Origin of the sequence: Streptomyces bambusae (assembly GCF_019400985.1) — a bacterium.
Classification (GTDB): Bacteria; Actinomycetota; Actinomycetes; order Streptomycetales; family Streptomycetaceae; genus Streptomyces; species Streptomyces bambusae_A.
This window is the reverse complement of sequence record NZ_WTFF01000131.1, coordinates 1-19,907: the sequence shown is the minus strand read 5'-3', so window position 1 is coordinate 19,907 and position 19,907 is coordinate 1. Positions and strand designations below refer to the sequence as shown.

The window sequence follows — 19,907 nt, the reverse complement described above, 5'->3', positions numbered from 1 at the left end:
CGAACTCGCCGCGGACGCAGGTGCCTTCCCCCTGTCCAAGCCCCCGGGCCGGGAGGGGGTCGGGGCCGCCGCGGGTCCCCGGGCCTGGGTCCACCGGTCCCGGCCGGCAAATTCCCCAGCCGCCGGCCAGGCCAAGGCCCCGGCCGGCCCGGCCGAGGACGCGCCCCGCCCCGCCGTGGAGCACCGCGGTAGCGAGCGGACCACGCAGCAGCCGCTGCCCCCGCGGCCCCCGCTGGACCTGCTCGCGGAGCTGACCAACAACCCGCCCCCGCCGCCCAGCCCCATGCGCACGGCCGTGCGCCGGGTCAAGATCTACACGCCGCTGGTCCTGCTGCTCGTGATCATCCTCGGCGTCGTGCAGCTGTTCCGCCCGCTGCCCGACCCGAAGCTGACGCTCACGGCCAGGTCCACGCACACGTTCCCCGGCGACAAGCCGTCCCTGACCTGGCCCGCCGAGGGCCAGGCCGCGGTGGCGGCGGCCGGTCTCGGCTCGCTCGGGACGTTCGGCGAGCAGAAGCCCGTACCCATCGCCAGCGTCACCAAGTCGATGACGGCGTACATCATCCTTCGCGACCACCCCATCAAGAAGGGGGACAAGGGTCCGCTGATCGACATCGACAAGACGGCCGAGACCGAGGGCAAGAAGAACAACTCGACCGACAACGAGTCGACCCTCGACACGGTGCAGGAGGGCGACAAGATCTCCGAGTACGACGCGATCGCGGCCCTCATGATCCCGTCGGCGAACAACATCGCTCGGCTGCTCGCGCGCTGGGACACGGGCGGTGACCAGGAGGCGTTCGTCAAGAAGATGAACGACACCGCCAAGGAACTCGGCATGACCAACACCACGTACACGGACCCGTCGGGTCTGGACGCGACGACGGTCAGCACCGCCGAGGACCAGGTCAAGCTCGGTCTGAAGCTCGTCGAGATCGAGACGCTCCTCGACATCACGAAGAAGCCGTCATGGGTCGACCCGAAGGGCAAGACCTGGCCCAACTGGAACCGCCTCGTCCCCTTCAACGACTCGCTCGGCATCAAGACCGGCACCACCACCAAGGCCGGCGGCAACCTCCTCTGGGCGGCCCAGAAGAAGATCGGCAACACCAACCAGCTGATCGTCGGCGCCACGCTGGCCCAGCACAAGCCGGCCATCATCGACACGGTCATCGCGGCGAGCAAGCAGCTGATGATCTCCTCGCAGAAGGCGCTGGCCGGCGAGACGGTCGTCAAGAAGGGCGACGTGGTCGGCTACGTCGACGACGGCCTGGGCACGCACACGCCGGTGGTCGCGACCGCCGACGTGCAGGCGGTCGGCTGGGCGTCCCTGACGGTCACCATCAAGCTGGGCGACGGCGGGACCAAGCTCCCGCGGGCGGCCAAGGCCGGCACCGAGGTCGGCGTGCTGACCGTCGGCGAGGGCGCCAGCCAGGTCAAGGTGCCGGTGGCGCTGAAGAGCGCCCTCGTGGAACCTGGCATCGGCAGCAAGCTCACCCGGGTGGGCTGACCTGCCTGTTCTGCCCGCTCCGGCGCCCCGGGACAACCCCGGGGCGCCGGCGTGCGTCTTGGGACCGGGACGACCGGGTCCGGCACCGACGGTTTTGGGAGTAGTACCGCAGTGACCACCGCTGAGCAGTCCGCAGCCGCCACCGGCCGGCCCGCGGCCATCACGCCGGCCGCCGACGCCGCCCCCGGCGCGGGCATCGACACCGCCCCCGGCCCGGCCACCGGAGCGGCCCCCGCCCCGGCCGCCGGGTCCGGGGCCGGATCCGGGTCAGGGGCCCGGGCGCGTCGGCCCCGGGGTGGTGCCTTCGCCGTGCTGGACGCCGCCAAGCGGCACCCGGTGGTCACCGCCACCGCCGTGGCCGCCGTCCTGCACGTCGTGTGGTTCTACTGCTTCGCCAACAGCGGCGGCGACCTCGCGGCCCAGGACGCCTGGGCCGAGTTCGTCGGCCGGCACCCGGACTCCGCGTACAACCTCGCCTGGTACGGCGGCATGCACCCGGTGTCGTACAGCGTCGTGTCGCCGTACCTGATGCACGTCCTCGGCGTGCGTACGACGATGATGATCGCCGGCACCGCGTCGGCCGCCCTGCTCGCGCTGATCCTGTGCCGGTGCCGCGGGGCCGTCCGCGAGCCGCTGTGGCCGGCGCTGGCCGGGGTCTACGGCCTCTTCTGCAATGCCCTGTCGGGCCGGGTGACCTTCGGCCTCGGCGGGATGTTCGCCCTCGGCGCGGTCGCCGCCGCGTTCTGCTGGCCGCGCGTGTGGGCCGAGCGGCGCTGGGCCAAGGCCGCGGTGGCCGCCGTACTCGCCGGGACGGCGACGGCGTCCAGCCCGGTCGCCGGGCTGTTCCTGGGCGTGGTCGCGGCCGCGCTGTTCCTCTCGGGGCGGCGACCGGGGGCGTACGCGCTGGGGCTCGCGCCCGTCGCCGTGGTCGGGCTCTCGGCCCTGCTGTTCCCCTTCTCCGGGACCCAGCCGATGAAGTTCGGCTCGGCCTGGCTGCCGTTCGTCTTCGCCCTGGCGATCGCCTTCCTGGTGCCGAAGCGGTGGCGGACGGTGCGGATCTCCGCGTGGGTCTACGCCCTGGGCGTCTTCCTGACCTGGGTGATCGACTCCCAGATCGGTTCGAACGCCACCCGGATGGTCATGCTCTTCGGCGGCGCCGTGCTGCTGGCCGCCCTTCCGTACGCCGTCCCGCGCACCCGCCGCTGGTACGCGCTGGTGCTGGCCGTCGTCGGCCTGAACGTCTGGATCACCACCAACAGCATCACGGACATCGTCCGTACCACCCCCAAGGCCGCGTGGAGCTTCGAGCTCGCCCCGCTGGTCAACCAGCTCCAGAAGGCGGGCGCCGAGCGCGGGCGGGTCGAGGTGGTCCCGGTCGGCAGCCACCGCGAGTCCTCGGCCTTCCCCTCGTACGTCAACCTCGCCCGCGGCTGGAACCGGCAGGCGGACCTGGAGCGCAATCCGCTCTTCTACGACGACACCCTCACCGAGGAGAGCTACCGGACCTGGCTGGAGCGCTGGGCCGTGCACTACGTCGTGCTGCCCGCGGACAAGCCCGACTCGGGCGGCGAGGACGAGGCGAAGCTGGTGCGCGAGGGGCTGCCGTACCTCCAGCAGATCTGGGGCGACGCGAACTGGCAGCTGTTCAAGGTGCACGAGCCGACGCAGCTGGTCTCCGGGCCCGCGACCGTGGTGCAGGCGGGTGCGGACCGCTGGGTGATCGACGTCAAGCAGCCCGGGCGGGTCCTCGTACGCATCCCGCACTCGCCGTGGCTGGGCCTGGTGGACGCCGAGGGCAGGCGGGTCGAGGCGCCGCAGGAGACGGCCGCCTCGAAGGAGCAGCGGCTGGTGCCGCGGCAGTACCTGAACACGTCCGGGTGCCTGTTCAAGGCGGCGCCGGACGATGCGGGCGACGTCTGGACGGAGCTGCTCGCGCCGGCGCCGGGGGAGTACCGGATCGCCGCGCCGTACCAGCTGCCGCGGGGTACGGGGTGCCCGCCGGAGCTGGTGGTCGAGGCGGTGGGGCCGCCGCCGCGGCCGATGAAGCCGTCGGCGCGGCTGCCGTAGGGCTGCCGTCGTCGGGTTGCCGTCGTCGGGCAGCCGCCGGGAGGCACGGCTCAGCGGGTGCGTTCGTCCCGTTATGTGCATACGATCCCAGTAGTCCGATGGGGTGTTTCCCGAAGGGGTGACGACGGGATGGTCAAGGAACGCAAGACGGATCTCCAGGAGGCCCTGAAGGCGGGGGCCCTGAAGAGCCAGGCTCCGGACCGGGAGCGGGAGCCGCACCCGACCGGCCACGGCTTCGAGGGACCGGTGCGGAGCAAGGTCAAGGGCGGAGCGCACACGAAGGCGGAGCTGAAGCGGTCGGCGAGCCCCAAGGGCGACCGCATCGGCGAGCGCAGCAGAGGCCTGAGCTAGACCGGCGCCTTGGCCCGTCTCCGCATTCCGTGGTCCGAGTGCCCGCAGCCCTTCCGGCCCAGGCCGGGAGGGCTTCTTCATGCGCCGGGGCATGTCCTGGGGCCGCGCATGAAGATCGTCGCGCCGGGCATCAACGAACAGAGGACGCGCGTGCGGGGACGCGGTGGCAGGGGGTGCGGTGGCGGGGGTGCCCGAGGTGAGTGGGGACGGGCCGATTACGGTGTCCTTACCGTGTCCCCGTCAAACGGCGGACGCCTCCTCAGACTGACCGGGACCATGGACACGACGCAGCGCACGACGACGCGGCGCACGACGCCCCGGCCGCTCCGCCGGCTGCCCGGGCGGCTCGGCGCGGGCATGCGCCGTCGGCTGCCCGGGCGGCCTCGACTGCCCCGGCGGCCCCGCAGCGGCCTGCGCCGACGGCTGCTGCGCCGCCCCTGGCTGCCCGCCTGGACGGCGTCCCTGACCTGGAAGGCCGCGGCCTTCATCATCCTCATGTGCTGCGGTCTGGCTGCCCTGCTCGGCGGACTCGTGCACGGCGCGATGGCCGAGCAGACCACGTCCGTGGCCCGGGAGAAGGCCCTGGCCCGGCTCGACCGGGTCGTCACGATGTACGAGACGGGCGGCCGCATCTGGCGCGGCGAGGGGATCGATCCGCCCGGTCTGCCGGCGGAGCTGCGCGCCCTGGCGGCGAGCGGCCGGCGCGGCACGGTCCTCGGCGAGCACCGCGGCCGGCCCGCGATGTGGGCGGCCGCGCCCGCCGCCGACGGCGCCGTCCTCGGCGCGGCCGTGGACTTCAGCGCCGGCCGGCGCACCATCTCGGAACTCGACAGCGCCATCTTCGGCTCCTCGGTGCTGGCCATCGGCGGCACCCTGCTCATCGGGGCGGTCGGCGTCACCCGGATCACCCGCCGGCTGCACCAGACCGCGCAGGTCGCCCGGCGGATCAGCGCCGGCGACCTGGACGCGCGCGTCGCCGACCCGGTGCGCGGCAACGACGAGGTCGCGGCGGTCTCCAAGGCCCTGGACGGCATGGCGGCCGCCCTCCAGCGCAAGCTGGAGGCCGAGCAGCGCTTCACGGCGGACGTGGCCCACGAGCTGCGCACGCCCCTGACCGGCCTGAACGCGGCCGCCGAGCTGCTCCCGCCGGGCCGGCCCGCGGAGCTCGTACGGGACCGCGTACGGGCCATGCGCGCGCTGACCGAGGACCTGCTGGAGATCTCCCGCCTGGACAACCGCAGCGAGCAGGTCGAGCTGGCCGTCCACGACCTGGCCGAGCTGGCCGCCCGTACGATCCGCGCCTCGGGCACCGACACCGGGCTGACGGTGGTCGCCTCGCCGTACGACCCGTCCCTGGTGGAGACCGACCGCCGCCGTCTGGAACGCGTCCTGGGCAACCTGATCGCCAACGCCCACAAGCACGGCGCGCCCCCGGTGGTCGTGACGGTGGAGGGCACCACGGTCACGGTCACCGACGCGGGGCCGGGCTACCCCGCGTACCTCCTGACGGCGGGCCCCCAACGCTTCCGCACGGAGGGCACGAACAAGGGCCACGGCCTGGGCCTCACCATCGCCGCAGGCCAGGCAGAAGCCCTGAACGCCACCCTCACCTTCACCAACCCCCCGGAGGGCGGCGCCACAGCCACCCTGACCCTCCCCCCGGCCCCCGAGGAGGACCCCCAGGCCACGCCGCCCGGCCGTGACGCATGATCGTTTGGGTGCCCGGCCGGAGGATTCCCGCTGCGCGCGGGCGAGTCCGCCCGACGACGAAGGCCCCCGTTACACCGGTAACGAGGGCCTCGCGCATGTCCTGACCTGCTACGCAGGCAGTGCCCCCGGCAGGATTCGAACCTGCGACACCGGCTTTAGGAGAGCCGTGCTCTATCCCCTGAGCTACGAAGGCGGGGTCCGTCGTCGCGGTGGTGCTGTGCGACACGGTGGTGGCAGCCCGTGAAAGGGGGTGCCACGCGGCAAGTGTAGCGGGTGGTGCTTGATCCGTAGCGGGATGTTTTCCGTGGGCAGGTCCGGCCCTTCGTGGGCGAGGGGCAGGCGCGCGCGGGGCGGTAGTTGGTGCGGTCGCCTGTCCGTGCGTCCAGGGCCGTGGTCTCAGACCGCCATCGGCATGTGCAGTTCCACCGTGATCTCCACCTCGACCGGGGCGTCCAGCGGCAGTACCGCGACGCCCACCGCGCTGCGCGCGTGGATGCCCGCGTCGCCGAAGGCGGTGCCCAGGAGTTCGCTGGCGCCGTTGACGACTCCCGGCTGGCCGGTGAAGTCCGGGGTGCTGGCCACGAAGCCGACGACCTTGACGACCCGTTTGACCTGGGACAGGTCGCCGGCCACGGAGGCCACCGCGGCCAGGGCGTTCAAGGCGCACTGGCGGGCCAGTTCCTTGCCCTGTTCCGGGGTCACCTCGCCGCCGACCTTCCCGGTGCGCAGCAGGGCTCCGCCGGCCATCGGCAGCTGGCCCGAGGTGTGGACGTACGCGCCGCTGCGTACGGCGGGGACGTAGACGGCGACGGGTGCGGGCGCGGGCGGGAGCGTCAGGCCGGCCGCGGCGAGCCGCTCCTCCGGGGTGGTGGCGTCGGTCATGGGACACGTCCTCCGATAGGGGGCAAGGGGGTGGTCAGGGGCGGGTGATGCGGACCTGGTAGCTGCCGTTGCGCAGTTCACCGACCACCGAGATGCTGATGCCCGCCGCCTCGTCGGTGAAGGTTTCGCCCGGCCGGAAGGGGGCGTCGGAGAGTTCGGCGTGGACGTTGGCACGCCGGGTGCAGCCGCCGCTGGAGTTCGTGCTGTCGGAGACGGTGACCGGGCCCATCCCGGTGTCCACGCCCGAGTCGACCTTGTACACGAGCACGCCGGGCTTGCACACGGCCTCGTCGTTGCCGGCCTGCGTGCGCACCTCCAGGGCGTAGCCGCTGCGCTCCGAGAGCGGTACGAAGGCCAGCTTGACCCCGGTGCCGACGGCGAGCGGGGACAGGACGTGGTCGCTGGTCCCGCTCTTGGTCGCGCAGCTGATCTGGCTGCTGTCCAGCCAGCCCAGCTTCCACTTGTGCCAGCCGAGCAGGTCGTTGTTGGCGCCCCAGTCCTCGCTCATGATGTCCCAGTGCCCCACCGTCGCGCCGCCGTCGGAGGTGTAGAGGTCGGGCAGGCCGAAGACGTGGCCGTTCTCGTGGGGGAGGACGCGGTAGCCGGTCTCGCGGTAGGCGCCGGAGCCGTCGTCCTGGCGGCTGTAGACGAAGGACGTGTTGGCCAGGGGGACGCCGTCGGCGACCGGGGCCTCCGCGTTGCCGGAGAAGGTGACGGACAGGACGGTGTCGAGGGCGGAGGGGCCCGCGTTCGGCGTGACCAGGATGTTGACCAGGTCGTAGCGGGAGAAGTCCACCTCGCTGTCGGCGGCCTTGACGATGTGCTCGACCAGCTGCCGGTAGCCCGGCTCGTACGCCGAACCGCGGTCGATCCCGTACGCCGCGAACGGCATCGGCATCCGCAGCCAGGTCCGCACCGGCGCCTCCGGGTGGTAGGTGAGGCGCCCGTAGGAGCTGGTGCGGAACCAGTCGGAGGTCTGCGGGAAGAACTCCGCCAGCCGGTCCAGCGCGGTGCCCTCGCCCTTGGCGTCGGGGAAGTCGATCATCAGGTTGAGTGCGCGGACCTCGCCGGTGCTGCGGGAGTAGCCGGGCGGGGTGGGCATCCCTTCGGACATCTGGACGCCCATCGTCCCGGTGATGCGGCACGGTGCGACCGCGGACTCGTTGCTCGCCGCCACCGGGCCGGCGGCGCTGTGCGGCCGGCCGGCCATCCCGCCGCTCGCGGTCGCCGAGACGGCGAGGGCCAGCGCGGTGATGCCGACGAAGGCGCTGGTGCGGCGGGGTGTGCGTATCCGGTGGCGGGTCTGCGGCATGGCGGTCGCCTTCGGCTCCGCGGCAGCCGGCCGGACCCGGACTGCGCTCGTGCGCTCACCCTCCGACGCGCCGGGCGGAGCCGCCCGCCGGGAGCGTCCGAACGGGTCCGAACGGGTCCGGACCGGGGGCGCAGGGCGTGGGCGTGGGACGTGGACGCGGACGTGGACGGGGGCGCGGGGCGCGGACGTGCGAGTGGCCCAGGTCACACGCGTGGGTGAAATAACCGGGGAGCCGTTCCCCGTTTGCATGGGTGTCCCGCACAAGCGGGGACCTGCTCCCCGCTTACGGGTGAGGGTCAGGGCCAGGAGCAGCGAACGGCCGGGAACGGCCGGGGACGACTGAGGAGGTCGACCGGTGGAGCGAGGAGTAGCAGCAGCAGTGGCCGAGGCCCCCGCCCGCGCCGTGCCCCGTCCGCGGGCGGATGCCGTACGCAACCGGGAGCGGATCCTCGTGGCCGCGCGGGAGGTGTTCGTCGAGCACGGATCGGACGGCGCCTTCGACGAGATCGCCCGCCGGGCCGGGGTCGGCAACGCCACGCTCTACCGGCACTTCCCCGACCGGGCCGACCTGGTGCACCACGTCGTGCTGTACGTCATGGACCGGGTCACCGCCCACGCCGAGGACGCGCTGGTCCAGGAGCCGGACGCGTTCGCGGCGCTGTGCCGGTTCACGCACGCCGCCGCCGACGAGCGCATCGGGGCCCTGTGCCCCATGCTCTCCGGCGACTTCGACCGCGAGCATCCCGAACTCCTCGCGGCCCGCACCGCGTTGGAGGAGGCCACCCAGAACCTCGTGGCGGCCGGCCAGCGGGCCGGACTGCTGCGTGGCGACATCGCCGTCGGCGACCTGCTGGTCGCGCTGTCGCAGCTCAGCCGGCCCCTGCCGGGCCTGGGCTGCCTGGACCTGGACTCCTTCGTGCACCGCCATCTCCAGCTGTTCCTCGACGGGTTGCGCGCCCCGGGCCACTCCGAACTGCCCGGCCGGCCCGCCACGTTGGAGGACCTGAGGCAGCAACAGGCCGAGTCCGGGCCTGCCGTGCCCGGGGAGGCCGGGCCCGCACCTGCCGGGTCCGGGAAAACCATGTGACGCGCCCGGGTTGCCCTGCTTAGGGTCGATGCGACTGCTTTTCCTCGTTCCGAGCCTTCCGAGACCTCCGGGACTTCCGGGACTTCCGGGACTTCCGGGACTTCTTCTCCTTCCAAGACTCCCTTTCCATGAATTCGGCCCGTCCGGGCCGCTCCGCACCGTGAAGTGGGTACCCCCATGCCGAAAACAGCCGCGTCCGCACCGCCGGCTGCCGCCCCTGCCGCCGATCCCAGTCGCTGGAAGGCGCTGGTGTTCATCGCCCTGGCCCAGCTGATGGTGGTCCTCGACGCCACCATCGTGAACATCGCCCTGCCCTCCGCCCAGCAGGACCTGGGCATCTCGGACGGCAACCGCCAGTGGGTCATCACCGCCTACGCCCTGGCCTTCGGCGGACTCCTGCTCTTCGGCGGCCGGATAGCCGACCTGTGGGGGCGCAAGAACGCCTTCGTCGTCGGCCTGGCCGGCTTCGCCGCGGCCTCCGCCCTGGGCGGCGCCGCGACCGGCGAGGCCATGATGCTCGGGGCCCGCGCCCTCCAGGGCGCCTTCGGTGCGCTGCTCGCGCCGGCCGCGCTGTCGCTGCTCGCCGTCATGTTCACCGACGCCAAGGAGCGCGCCAAGGCGTTCGGCATCTACGGTGCCATCGCCGGCGGTGGCGGTGCCGTGGGCCTGATCCTCGGCGGCTTCCTCACCCAGTACCTCGACTGGCGCTGGACGTTCTACGTCAACATCCCGTTCGCCGTGGTCGCGGCCGTCGGCGCGTACCTGGTGATCCGCGAGCCCGCCGGCTCCCGCAACCGCGCCCCGCTCGACATCCCGGGCGTGGTGCTCTCCACCCTCGGCCTGGTCGCGCTCGTCTACGGCTTCACCCGCGCCGAGTCCCACGGCTGGTCCAGCGAGCCGACCATCCTGCTCTTCACCGGCTCGGCCGCGCTGCTGACGGCGTTCGTGTTCACCGAGTCCCGGGTGAAGTCCCCGCTGCTGCCGCTGCGCGTCCTGACCGACCGCAACCGCGGCGGCGTGTACCTCTCGCTGGGGCTGGCCGTCATCGCGATGTTCGGCCTGTTCCTCTTCCTGACGTACTACCTCCAGGTCGTGAAGGGCTTCTCGCCGGTCAAGACCGGCTTCGCCTTCCTGCCGATGATCGCGGGCATGATCACCGGCTCCACGCAGATCGGCGCCCGGCTGATGACCCGCGTCCCGCCGCGGCTGCTGATGGGCCCCGGCTTCCTGGTCGCGGCGACCGGCATGCTGCTGCTGACGCAGCTGGAGGTCGACTCGTCGTACCCGGCGCTCATCCTGCCGGCCCAGATCCTGCTGGGCCTCGGCATGGGTACGGCGTTCATGCCGGCGATGTCCCTGTCGACGCACGGGGTGAACCCGGCCGACGCCGGTGTGGCCTCGGCGATGGTCAACACCTCGCAGCAGGTCGGCGGCGCCATCGGCACGGCCCTGCTGAACACCGTCGCGGCCTCGGCCACCTCCGCGTACCTGCTGGACCACGCGGCCGAGGGCGCCGGCGGCGAGGCCGCCGCCCAGGCGCTCCAGGCCCAGGCGATGGTGCACGGCTACTCGTCGGCCATCTGGTGGGCGGTCGGCATCCTGGCCGCCAGCGCGACCATCGCCCTGACCATGATCACCACGGGCCGCCCCTCCGCGGGCGCGCCGACGGCCTCGGGCCCGGGTCCGAAGGGCGCCGAGGGCGGCCGGGGTGCCGAGGACGCGGTCCCGGTGCCGGTGATCGCCCACTGACCGGCCGGTCCCCGCACGCGGTGGGATGAGCGACGTGGAATAAGCGGCGTGGAATGAGCGACGACCCCGCTTGGTTCAAATTTGAACCAAGCGGGGTTACGCTTGCCCCGAGGACCACCGAGGAGCACCACCGTGACGACGACCTCCACCCGCATGCCCGCGCTGTACCTGAGCCACGGCGCACCTCCGCTCGCCGACGACCCCGTCTGGCCCGGCGAGCTCGCCGCCTGGTCCGCCGGCCTGCCGCGGCCCCGCGCGATCCTGATGGTCTCCGCCCACTGGGAGGAGGCCCCGCTCGCCCTCGGCGCGACCGAGCCGGTCCCGCTGGTGTACGACTTCTGGGGCTTCCCCGAGCACTACTACCGGGTCCGCTACGACGCCCCGGGCGCGCCCGAGCTCGCCGAGAGCGTCCGCCGGCTCCTGCGGGCACCCGGCACCCCCGTGCAGGACATGCCCGACCGGGGCCTCGACCACGGCGCGTACGTCCCGCTCGTGGAGATGTACCCGGACGCCGGCATACCGGTCCTCCAGGTCTCCATGCCCACCCTCGACCCGCGCCGGCTGATGGAGATCGGCCGCAAGCTCGCGCCGCTGCGCGACGAGGGCGTCCTGATCATCGGCAGCGGCTTCTTCACTCACAACCTCGCCGCCCTGCGGCACCCGGGCGGGGGCGTACCGGCCTGGTCGGCGGAGTTCGACGCATGGGGGCGCGAGGCCCTGGCCACCTCCGACGTGGACGCGCTGCTGGACTTCGAGGCCAAGTCCCCCGCGGGCCGGCTGGCCCACCCCCGTACGGAGCACTTCGCCCCGCTCTTCGTCACCCTCGGCGCGGCGGACGCCGCCGGGGACCTCGGGAACCGCCGCGACGCGGTGACCGGCTTCTGGATGGGCCTGTCGAAGCGCTCCCTCCAGTTCGGCCACTGACCGGCCCCACCTCCGGGCTACCGCCCGGCCCCTCCTCCAGGCAACCGCAAGGGCTCCTCCAGGCAACCGCGAGCCCGCGGATGGCGTCTGGAGGGGTGGAAGCGCAGTGAGGGCCCCGAGGGGACCAGGCAGTGCTGCGGCCGCGGCACCGCTTCTGACCTGCGCTTCTGCGGGCCCTGTCGGTATTCGCTGCGTTCGGCGGCGCAGGATACTGCAAGATCTCGAAAATGGGGCGACGTGTGGGAATTCTGTCCCGATTCCAGTCGTTGTTTCCTTTCGGAAGCGAGCACTCGGGAGAGTGTTCGGGGGGACGCACCAGCCGCACAACGCAGCAGAGCCGCACAACGCAGCAGCAGCCAGCCGCCGCCGCACCGCGACCGAACCACCGTAAGGGAGCACGCATGGCAACCCGCGCCGTCGCCCGTCGTCAGTCCGACACGGCCTCCAGCGTCCGCGCTGTCGGCGGGGAGATAGCCGACCGCGACCTGGTCGGCATGTACCTGGACGAGATCGCCCGGACCCCGCTGCTCGATGCCGCCAGGGAGGTGGAACTCTCCCAGATCATCGAGGCGGGCGTGTACGCCCAGCAGCTCCTCGACGGCGAGACCGGGATCGAGGGGGGCGCTGCCACACGTGCGGAGCTGGAGACACTCGCCGCCGAGGGGGAGCGCGCGAAGGAAGTCTTCATCCGCTCCAACCTGCGCCTCGTCGTGGCGGTCGCCCGCCGCTACCCGCGCAGCGGCCTGCCCCTGCTCGACCTGATCCAGGAGGGCAATGCCGGCCTGGTGCGCGCGGTGGAGAAGTTCGACTACACCAAGGGCTTCAAGTTCTCCACGTACGCCACGTGGTGGATCCGCCAGGCCATCACCCGCTCCATCGCCGACCAGTCCCGCACCATCCGCCTCCCCGTCCACCTGGTCGAGGAGCTCGGCCGGATCCGCCGGGTGCAGCGCGAGTTCAACCGGGAGCACGGCCGGGACCCGGAGCACGCCGAGATCGCCGCCGAGCTGGGCTCGACGGAGCAGCGCGTGGGTGACGTGCTGGACTGGGCGCGCGACCCGGTCAGCCTGAACATGTCGGTGGACGACGAGGGCGAGACCCAGTTCGGTGACCTCCTGGAGGACACCTCGGCGATCTCCCCCGAGCAGTCCGTGCTCTCCCTGCTGCGCAGCGAGGAGCTGGAGGACCTCATCGGCAAGCTCGACCAGCGCACCGCGTCGATCATCAAGATGCGGTACGGAATCGTCGACGGTCGCGAGCGGACCCTGACGGAGGTCGGCAAGCAGCACGGCCTGACCCGTGAGCGGATCCGCCAGATCGAGAAGCACGCCCTGCTGGAGCTCAAGCGGATGGCCCGCGACACGGGCTTCGACGCGGTCGCCTAGCCCGAGGCCGACCGCCCCCAGGACGAGCCCCGGCACCTATCCCCCCCAGGTGCCGGGGCTCCCTTCTCCCTACGACCTTCTCCCTACGACCGCGTTCCCCCGCCGTCACACCCCCGGCGCCGCCCGGGTCAGCCGCGCGCCGATGACCGCCGCGGCCGTCGCCAGCGACGCCGGCTCCCGCACCGTGAAGTCCAGCCCGGTCATCGCGAGGCGGACGGCCAGCCAGTCCTCGCTGTCGCGGGAGGTGAAGACGAGTCGGCAGGCGGACTCCGACAGCGGCTCGGGCGCGCCGATCCAGCCCGGCAGCTCCGCCGCGACCCGCGGGGCCGGTGCGGCGAAGTCCACGACGACCCGGTACTCGGGCCCGTCCCCGCCGCCCCCGCCCGCGTACAGCTTCCGGGTCAGGTCCGGCACCTGCCGCGCCTCGAACCGGGCCCCGGTCGGGAACGGCTCGCTCACCCGGTCCACCCGGAAGGTCCGCCAGTCCTCCCGGTCCAGGTCGTAGGCGATCAGGTACCACCGCCGCCCGGTGCTGGCCAGCCGGTACGGCTCCACCAGCCGCCGCGAGTCAGCCCCGTCCCGCGCCTGGTAGGCGAACCGCAGCCGCTCCTGTCCCGCCGTCGCCGCCGCCATCACCGTCAGCGTCCGCGGGTCGATGCGCGCGCCGTCGCCCCGGGTCAGCGCCACCGTGGCCGACTGCAGCGCGCCCACCCGGTACCGCAGCCGCGACGGGAGCACCTGCTCCAGCTTGGCCAGCGCCCGTACGGACGCCTCCTCGATGCCCTCGATGGCGTGCCCCGCCCCGGCCCGCAGGCCGACCGCGATGGCCACGGCCTCCTCGTCGTCCAGCACCAGCGGAGGCATGGCCGCACCCGCCACCAGCCGGTACCCGCCCTCCGCGCCGAGCGTGGCCTCGACGGGGTAGCCGAGCTCCCGCAGCCGGTCGATGTCGCGGCGGATGGTCCGCGTACTCACCCCGAGCCGCCGCGCGAGCTCGCTCCCCGGCCACTCGCGCGGGGTCTGGAGCAGGGACAGCATGGTCAGCAACCGCGCCGGCGTATCCGTCATGGCATCAGCTTGCCAGCAAAATAGGACACGAACCGACCTATATCGTGGCTACGGTCTCCTCCATGAGCACCGAGACGTCCCACACCCCGCCCGAGAACGAGACCGGGCCCACTCCAGGAGCCGAGGCGGGCGACCGCCGCCGCTGGCTCGCCCTCGCCATCGTGATGACCGCGGCCTTCATGGACCTCGTCGACGTCACGATCGTCAACATAGCCATCCCCAGCATGCGCGCCGACCTCGACGCGTCCACCAGCGCGATCCAGTGGATCACCGCCGGCTACGCCCTCGCGTTCGCCGCCGGCCTGATCACCGGCGGCCGCCTCGGTGACATCTACGGCCGCAAGCGCCTCTTCCTGGTCGGCATCGCCGGCTTCACGGCCGCCTCGCTGCTCTGCGGCATCGCCGCCAACCCCGGGATGCTCGTCGCCTCCCGGCTGCTCCAGGGCTCCATGGCCGCCATGATGGTCCCGCAGGTGCTGGCGATCATCCACGTGACCTTCCCGGCGCACGAGCGCGGCAAGGCCTTCGGCATGTTCGGCGCCATCGTCGGCCTGGGCGCGGTCTCCGGCCCGATGCTCGGCGCGCTGCTGACCGAGTGGAACGTCTTCGGCCTGGAATGGCGCCCGATCTTCCTGATCAACCTGCCCGTCGGCATCGCCGGCCTGCTGCTGGGCCGTGCCTTCATCACCGAGTCCAAGGCCCCGAAGGCCCTGCGCCTGGACCTGCTCGGCGTCGTCCTCGCCACGCTCGCCATGGTCATGCTGATCTACCCGCTCACCCAGGGCCGCGAGAACGACTGGCCGCTGTGGGGCTTCGTCTGCATGGCCGCGGTCCCGTTCGTGATCGCCGCCTTCATCGCGTACGAGAAGCACAAGACCGCCAAGGACGGCTCGCCGCTGGTCGAGCTCTCCCTGTTCAAGGTCAAGAGCTTCGCCGCCGGCATCGCCGTCCAGCTCACCTTCGGCGTCGCCACCGGCATCTTCTTCCTGGTCTGGACCCTGATGATGCAGCTGGGCCTGGGCTGGAGCCTGCTGCGCTCCGGTCTGACCGGCATCCCCTTCTCGATCTCCGTCTCGGTCGCGGCCGCCACCTCCGTGCAGAAGCTGGTGCCCCGCTTCGGCCGCAAGGTGCTCCAGGCGGGCGCGCTGTTCATGGCCGCCGGACTGCTCCTGTACATCTGGCTCTCCGACCGCTACGGCATGGAGATCGCCTCCTGGCAGATGGCCGCCCCGCTGATCGTCATGGGCATCGGCATGGGCCTGATCGTGGCCCCGCTGACCGACTCCGTGCTCTCCGAGGTACCGCGCGAGCACGCCGGCTCCGCGTCCGGCCTGATCAACACCACCGGCCAGATGGGCAACGCCCTCGGCCTGGGCCTCACCTCGGTCGTCTTCTTCGGCGTCATCGACAACGACCTGGCCTTCGGCGCCCCGTACGTGGAGGCCTTCCGGCACGCCCTGTGGTGGGTCGTGGGCATCATGGCCGTGATCTTCGTGGTGATGTTCGCGCTGCCGCGCAAGCAGGCCGCGCCCGGCATCGGCCACGAGGCCGAGGCCGGCGCCACCGCCCCGGCCGACGGGGCCGCGGCCGCAGCCCCGGAGAAGGTCCGGGTCGGCTGAGCTGGCGAAGACCGGGGTCGGCGAAGTCAGCCAAGACCGGCGTCAGCGAAGACCGGGGTCGGTGAGGACCGGCGTCAGCGAAGACCGGGGTCGGTGAGGACCGGCGTCAGCGAAGACCGGGGTCGGCGACCCGGGCGCGGAGCTCCATCGCGTCCCGGGCCGCGGCCTCGCTCTCGTAGACCTCGCACATGTGCCGGCCGTCCGGCGTGGCCGTGTGCTCGACCTCCCACAGGCTCAGCTCGCTGCCGTCCAGCAGGACGAACGCGTGCTCGTACAGGGTGAATCCGACGCCCCGGCCACTCCCCGCGCACGGGCGGCCGCCGAACGCCTGCGTGATCTGGTGCGCGTACGCCGACCGCAGCAGCGCGGCCACCCGCTCGCCCGGCCGGTCGGTGTTCTCGGCCCGGCGCAGCACCCGGCGGGCGTGGTCGGCGGACTCCTCCACCCGGTACTCCCGGTGCCGCCGCGGCCGGGTGGCCGCGGCGAACAGTGCGCTCAGCACCGCCGCGTCACCCGCGGGGTCCTCCCCGCCCGGCGGTAACGCCGGCACCGGGGCCGGCTCCTCGCCGAACAGCCGGGCCCCCGCCAGAGCGGCCTCCGCCTGGCTGGTGAAGAGCTCGTGCCGGGTCGCCCGCTCGCCCGGCCTGCGGTAGGCCAGCTCCCACAGCGAGGCGGCGGAGCCGTCGGCCAGCAGGTAGGTGTGCCGGTGGGTCTCGCGTCGGCCCCCGGCCGCGGGGCTGTGGTGCGTGGTGTAGAGCGAAGAGCTGTGGGCCAGCGCGGTGCCCAGGCGCTCGACCAAGTGGTCGGGCAGGTCGAAGGAGTTGAGGGCACGGCCAAGGAGCCGGCCGAGGTGCGCCTCAGTGGTCTCGTACGGATCGCTCGGATCCAGCCGGTCGCTCACGATGGGTTCTCTCCAGGCCGTCGCAGCTTGTCACTTCGCGGATGCTCAACGTAGCCCCTCGCTCTGACATCACGTCCGGGGTTCGGTAAAACGTCCGGGAAGGATCGGTAGTTCCCCCACCCCTTCTGGTCAACTTCGTTCCAGAAGTGCATGGTTCGCCACGATCTGCGGTGTGGTGCGGGAGTATGGGCCGCATGGCAACGAATACCGTGGGCGTCCCCCGCCAGCAGAGCCGGTCCCGCGGCCGGACCGAGGACGGACCGGCAACGGCGTCGAAGGCGTCGGCGTGGCTGCTGGTGGTCACCGGGGCCGCCGGCCTGCTGGCCTCGTGGGTGATCACGCTCGACAAGTTCCTCCTGCTGGAGGACCCCGACTTCAAGCCGGCGTGCAGCCTCAACCCGGTCGTCTCCTGCGGCAGCGTGATGCAGAGCGAGCAGGCGTCCGCGTTCGGCTTCCCCAACCCCATGCTGGGCCTGGTGGCGTACGGGGTCGTGGTGTGCGTCGGCGCGGGACTGCTGGCCGGCGCCCGCTACCGCGGCTGGTTCTGGGCCGGCCTGCACGCCGGCACCCTCTTCGGGGTCGGCTTCTGCACCTGGCTGATGGTCCAGTCGCTGTACGAGATCAACGCGCTGTGCCTGTGGTGCTGCCTGGCCTGGGTGGCCACCTTGACGATGTTCTGGGGCGTCACCGCGCACAACGTCCGTACGGGCGTGCTCCCCGCGCCGGGGCCGGTGCGGAACTTCTTCGCCGAGTTCGCCTGGGCTCCGCCGCTGCTGCACACCGGGGTGATCGGCATGCTGGTCCTGACCCGGTGGTGGGACTTCTGGACGTCCTGAACCCGTCTTCCGGATCACGGGCCCGTCTTCCGGATCACGGCCGAGGGCCCCGGCAGCCGATGCTGCCGGGGCCCTCGCCGCTTCGCTCCACGGGCGCCTTCAGGCGCGAACCCGTTCGGTTCGCGGAGGTCAGCTGCCGTTGGACAGGTTGCCCGACAGGACCGGGATGTTGCTGAGGATGTGCGAGAGCGGCTCGTCGCCCTTGGCCTGGGTCGAGTTCTCGGCGCACTGCTGGTTCATCGGGTTGGACAGGACGTTGATGTCCTGGACGCCGACGTTGACGAGCGCGAGGATGTTCTGGACGTTGACCTTCGCCGGCAGACCGATGCAGGGCTTGTTGGCGGTGCCCTGGATGAGGGCGAGCTGCGGGCTCATCGCGCCCTCGGTCTTCTGGTTGCCGTAGATCTGCTGGGCGCCGTTGCCGTTGACGGTGTTGATCCCGTTGTCGTTGCCGATGGCCATCGCCGGGGCGGCGACTGCGGCACCGGCGCCGAGGACGGCGGCGGTGGCGGCGGCGGTGGCCATAATCTTCTTGAGCATCTTGGTCCTTTTGTCGCACGAGTGCCCGCTAGTGGAGCCCCCTGACCAACTGCCCGCTGCGGTCTTGGTTCCGCCCGTTCACCCGAACGGCCCGCCCGTGCGCGGATTTTCGCCGGGGCGGGTGAGCCGCCTCCGGACGCGTGCGCGAAGCCCGTACGCAGCCCGCAGCCGGCCGGGCTCCGGTTGCGGTCCGTAGAAGGTGTTCGCACGGTGGGTAGGGAAGCGGATCGATGTGGTCCGTTCCCCGTGCGACCACCGAAGGAATCCCCATGCACCGCACCAAGGCGTCCCGGATCCTCGTCCCCTCGGCCCTCGCCGCCGCCATACTCTTCGGCGCGACCGCCCCCGCGAGCGCCGAGAGCGCGGACCGTTCGGCCGCGACCGAACAGCAGGGCTCCGGCAGGGCCGCCCCGGAGGTCTCCGGGCGGGCCGTGGAGAAGGCGGTCGAACAAGCCGTCGAGGAGGCCGTCGAGGAGTCGGGCGCACGTGTCGCGGCCGGCCCGATCGACGATCTCGTCAACGGCATCCTGGAGGCCATCAAGGCGCTGCTGCCGGCCGGCATCTCGCTGCCGCCGATCACCGTCCCGGAGATCAAGCTGCCCGAGATCACGCTCCCGGACATCCAGATCCCCGGCATCACGCTGCCGCAGATCCCGGGCGTGCAGCTGCCGCAGCTGCCTCCGCTCACCCCGCCGCAGCTGCCGCCGGTCACCCCGGCCGGCCAGGTCGAGATCGTGCCGGAGATCCCGGACTGGCCGGACATTCCGTAGGACTATTGGGCTGAACAGGTCTGATCATGGACGAGGCCGTGTCGTGGGAGGAGAGTGGACCGTTTCGCTCGGTGTGAGCCCCGGATCGGGGCAGTACATCGAGCAGAAGGTGCACTTCCCATGAACACTGCCAAGAAGGCCGCCGTAGCCCTGGCGGGCGCTGGTCTCGCTGTCGCGGGTGCCGCCGGTGCCGCTGTCGCCGACGCCGCTGCCGAGGGTGCGGCCGTGGGCTCTCCGGGCGTCCTCTCCGGCAACCTGCTTCAGGTCCCGGTCCACGTCCCGGTCAACGTCTGCGGCAACTCGGTGAACATCATCGGCGCCCTGAACCCGGCGTTCGGCAACGTCTGCATCAACGACTGACATCGTCGACCGACGTCAGCTCGCACCACACGACTGTGGGCGCCCCGGCATCGCCGGCGGCGCCCACAGTCGCGTCGGGGGCCTGACGGGTGATCAGCTGTTGCTGCCGCCGTTGAGGTGGACGCCGCCAAGCATCGGGGCGACCTTGCCGACCACGTTGGCGCTGTTGAGCACCTGGCCGGGCGCGTTGTTCTTGACCTTGTTGACGTCCTGTACGGCGCCCACCACCTGGTTGACCGTGTCGTTCTGCTCGGCCAGGCCGTTGCCGACGGTCTGTGGCAGGCCCGCGGAGACCGGTGCGGCGGCGTTGAGCGTCTCCGTCAGCCCGCCGGTCAGGCTCATGGAGGGCGCCGCGGGGGTCTCGGCGAAGGCGGGGGAGGCGGCGCCGAGCGCGGCGAGGGAGCCGGCGACGGCAGCGGCGACCTTCGTGTACTTCATTTTCGCAATCCTTTTCCAGCGGCGACCGACGCGCCGCTTTCGCCCTGCGTAACGATTCCGGGCGGATGCGGAAACCCCGTGGTCCGTTCTCGGTCCGTTCTTTTCGGACGGAGGCGGCCTACGGCGACTCATGGCATATGCCGCAGAATGACATATGCCGGAGAGCCCCCTGGGGGACAGGGGGTTCTCCGGCCGGTATTTCTTCTGTTTCTTCCGATTACCGGTACGGGATATCGGAAGTCAGGAGACGCGCGACCTCCGGTACAGCACGGCGCCGCCCAGGATCAGCGCCGAGGCGAGCACGGCCGCGGCGGCCGGCTGGCCGGCACCGGTCTGCGCCAGCATCGGGGCGGTCACCGCCGGGGTCACGGGAGCCGGCGCGGGCGCGGGTGCGGGTG

General features: G+C 72.2%; 19 protein-coding genes and 1 tRNA gene. 12 read left to right on the top strand and 8 right to left on the bottom strand.

Features of this window, described 5'->3' with window-relative positions; genetic code table 11:
* The 4 genes from GPJ59_RS19190 to GPJ59_RS19175 form a co-directional block, all read left to right on the top strand.
* A partial coding sequence (locus GPJ59_RS19190; protein ID WP_374200867.1) for a D-alanyl-D-alanine carboxypeptidase family protein occupies positions 1 to 1,510 on the top strand: 1,510 nt, incomplete at its 5' end.
* 111 nt (positions 1,511 to 1,621) lie between these two features.
* Complete coding sequence (locus GPJ59_RS19185) at positions 1,622 to 3,577, top strand: MFS transporter (RefSeq protein WP_219668429.1); 1,956 nt, start codon at positions 1,622 to 1,624, stop codon at positions 3,575 to 3,577.
* A gap of 129 nt (positions 3,578 to 3,706) precedes the next feature.
* On the top strand, positions 3,707 to 3,928 hold the full coding sequence (locus tag GPJ59_RS19180; RefSeq protein ID WP_219668428.1) for a hypothetical protein: 222 nt from the start codon (positions 3,707 to 3,709) through the stop codon (positions 3,926 to 3,928).
* Between the two features lie 411 nt (positions 3,929 to 4,339).
* On the top strand, positions 4,340 to 5,638 hold the full coding sequence (locus GPJ59_RS19175) for an ATP-binding protein (RefSeq protein ID WP_374200868.1): 1,299 nt from the start codon (positions 4,340 to 4,342) through the stop codon (positions 5,636 to 5,638).
* Between the two features lie 120 nt (positions 5,639 to 5,758).
* Here the strand turns inward: GPJ59_RS19175 and GPJ59_RS19170 are convergent.
* The 3 genes from GPJ59_RS19170 to GPJ59_RS19160 all read right to left on the bottom strand — a co-directional run bounded on the left by GPJ59_RS19170 (position 5,759) and on the right by GPJ59_RS19160 (position 7,832).
* A tRNA-Arg gene (locus tag GPJ59_RS19170) sits at positions 5,759 to 5,831 on the bottom strand.
* Positions 5,832 to 6,034: 203 nt separating this feature from the next.
* On the bottom strand, positions 6,035 to 6,520 hold the full coding sequence (locus GPJ59_RS19165; protein ID WP_219668427.1) for a RidA family protein: 486 nt from the start codon (positions 6,518 to 6,520) through the stop codon (positions 6,035 to 6,037).
* 34 nt (positions 6,521 to 6,554) lie between these two features.
* The gene (locus GPJ59_RS19160) at positions 6,555 to 7,832 is read right to left on the bottom strand and encodes a M6 family metalloprotease domain-containing protein (protein ID WP_219668426.1); all 1,278 of its coding nucleotides are present in this window, start codon (positions 7,830 to 7,832) and stop codon (positions 6,555 to 6,557) included.
* Positions 7,833 to 8,187: 355 nt separating this feature from the next.
* On the opposite strand from GPJ59_RS19160, the gene GPJ59_RS19155 reads away from it, so the two are divergent.
* The 4 genes from GPJ59_RS19155 to GPJ59_RS19140 all read left to right on the top strand — a co-directional run bounded on the left by GPJ59_RS19155 (position 8,188) and on the right by GPJ59_RS19140 (position 12,977).
* Positions 8,188 to 8,919: a TetR/AcrR family transcriptional regulator gene (locus GPJ59_RS19155; RefSeq protein WP_219668425.1), complete on the top strand. Its 732-nt coding sequence runs from the start codon at positions 8,188 to 8,190 to the stop codon at positions 8,917 to 8,919.
* Between the two features lie 177 nt (positions 8,920 to 9,096).
* Complete coding sequence (locus GPJ59_RS19150; protein WP_219668424.1) at positions 9,097 to 10,668, top strand: MFS transporter; 1,572 nt, start codon at positions 9,097 to 9,099, stop codon at positions 10,666 to 10,668.
* Positions 10,669 to 10,821: 153 nt separating this feature from the next.
* The gene (locus tag GPJ59_RS19145) at positions 10,822 to 11,592 is read left to right on the top strand and encodes a dioxygenase family protein (RefSeq protein ID WP_219668431.1); all 771 of its coding nucleotides are present in this window, start codon (positions 10,822 to 10,824) and stop codon (positions 11,590 to 11,592) included.
* Between the two features lie 401 nt (positions 11,593 to 11,993).
* Positions 11,994 to 12,977 carry a sigma-70 family RNA polymerase sigma factor gene (locus GPJ59_RS19140; RefSeq protein ID WP_219668423.1) on the top strand — a complete coding sequence of 328 codons (984 nt, stop codon included), beginning with the start codon at positions 11,994 to 11,996 and terminating at the stop codon, positions 12,975 to 12,977.
* A 105-nt stretch (positions 12,978 to 13,082) separates the two neighbouring features.
* Here GPJ59_RS19140 and GPJ59_RS19135 read toward each other — a convergent pair whose 3' ends face one another.
* Entirely contained in the window at positions 13,083 to 14,045 is a 963-nt protein-coding gene (locus GPJ59_RS19135; protein WP_219668422.1) for a helix-turn-helix transcriptional regulator, read from the bottom strand.
* A 62-nt stretch (positions 14,046 to 14,107) separates the two neighbouring features.
* Between GPJ59_RS19135 and GPJ59_RS19130 the strand changes: the two genes are divergently transcribed.
* Positions 14,108 to 15,664: an MFS transporter gene (locus GPJ59_RS19130; protein ID WP_219668421.1), complete on the top strand. Its 1,557-nt coding sequence runs from the start codon at positions 14,108 to 14,110 to the stop codon at positions 15,662 to 15,664.
* Positions 15,665 to 15,770: 106 nt separating this feature from the next.
* On the opposite strand, the gene GPJ59_RS19125 is transcribed toward GPJ59_RS19130, so the two are convergent.
* Entirely contained in the window at positions 15,771 to 16,565 is a 795-nt protein-coding gene (locus GPJ59_RS19125; RefSeq protein WP_219668420.1) for a DUF6227 family protein, read from the bottom strand.
* A gap of 194 nt (positions 16,566 to 16,759) precedes the next feature.
* Here GPJ59_RS19125 and GPJ59_RS19120 point away from each other — a divergent pair, with 194 nt between their 5' ends.
* Positions 16,760 to 17,401, top strand: coding sequence for a vitamin K epoxide reductase family protein (locus tag GPJ59_RS19120; RefSeq protein ID WP_219668419.1), 642 nt, complete (start codon positions 16,760 to 16,762; stop codon positions 17,399 to 17,401).
* Between the two features lie 129 nt (positions 17,402 to 17,530).
* Here GPJ59_RS19120 and GPJ59_RS19115 read toward each other — a convergent pair whose 3' ends face one another.
* On the bottom strand, positions 17,531 to 17,941 hold the full coding sequence (locus tag GPJ59_RS19115) for a rodlin (RefSeq protein WP_219668418.1): 411 nt from the start codon (positions 17,939 to 17,941) through the stop codon (positions 17,531 to 17,533).
* 269 nt (positions 17,942 to 18,210) lie between these two features.
* On the opposite strand from GPJ59_RS19115, the gene GPJ59_RS19110 reads away from it, so the two are divergent.
* Both GPJ59_RS19110 and GPJ59_RS19105 read left to right on the top strand, forming a co-directional pair.
* Positions 18,211 to 18,711 (top strand): hypothetical protein, encoded by a 501-nt coding sequence (locus GPJ59_RS19110; protein ID WP_219668417.1) that lies wholly within the window; start codon positions 18,211 to 18,213, stop codon positions 18,709 to 18,711.
* Positions 18,712 to 18,831: 120 nt separating this feature from the next.
* Positions 18,832 to 19,071 (top strand): chaplin, encoded by a 240-nt coding sequence (locus GPJ59_RS19105; protein ID WP_219668416.1) that lies wholly within the window; start codon positions 18,832 to 18,834, stop codon positions 19,069 to 19,071.
* Positions 19,072 to 19,164: 93 nt separating this feature from the next.
* Here the strand turns inward: GPJ59_RS19105 and GPJ59_RS19100 are convergent, their stop codons facing one another.
* Both GPJ59_RS19100 and GPJ59_RS19095 read right to left on the bottom strand, forming a co-directional pair.
* Positions 19,165 to 19,509, bottom strand: a complete 345-nt coding sequence (locus tag GPJ59_RS19100; RefSeq protein WP_219668415.1) for a hypothetical protein — start codon at positions 19,507 to 19,509, stop codon at positions 19,165 to 19,167.
* Positions 19,510 to 19,749: 240 nt separating this feature from the next.
* Entirely contained in the window at positions 19,750 to 19,854 is a 105-nt protein-coding gene (locus GPJ59_RS19095) for an LPXTG cell wall anchor domain-containing protein (RefSeq protein ID WP_258024611.1), read from the bottom strand.
* Positions 19,855 to 19,907: the final 53 nt, after the last annotated feature.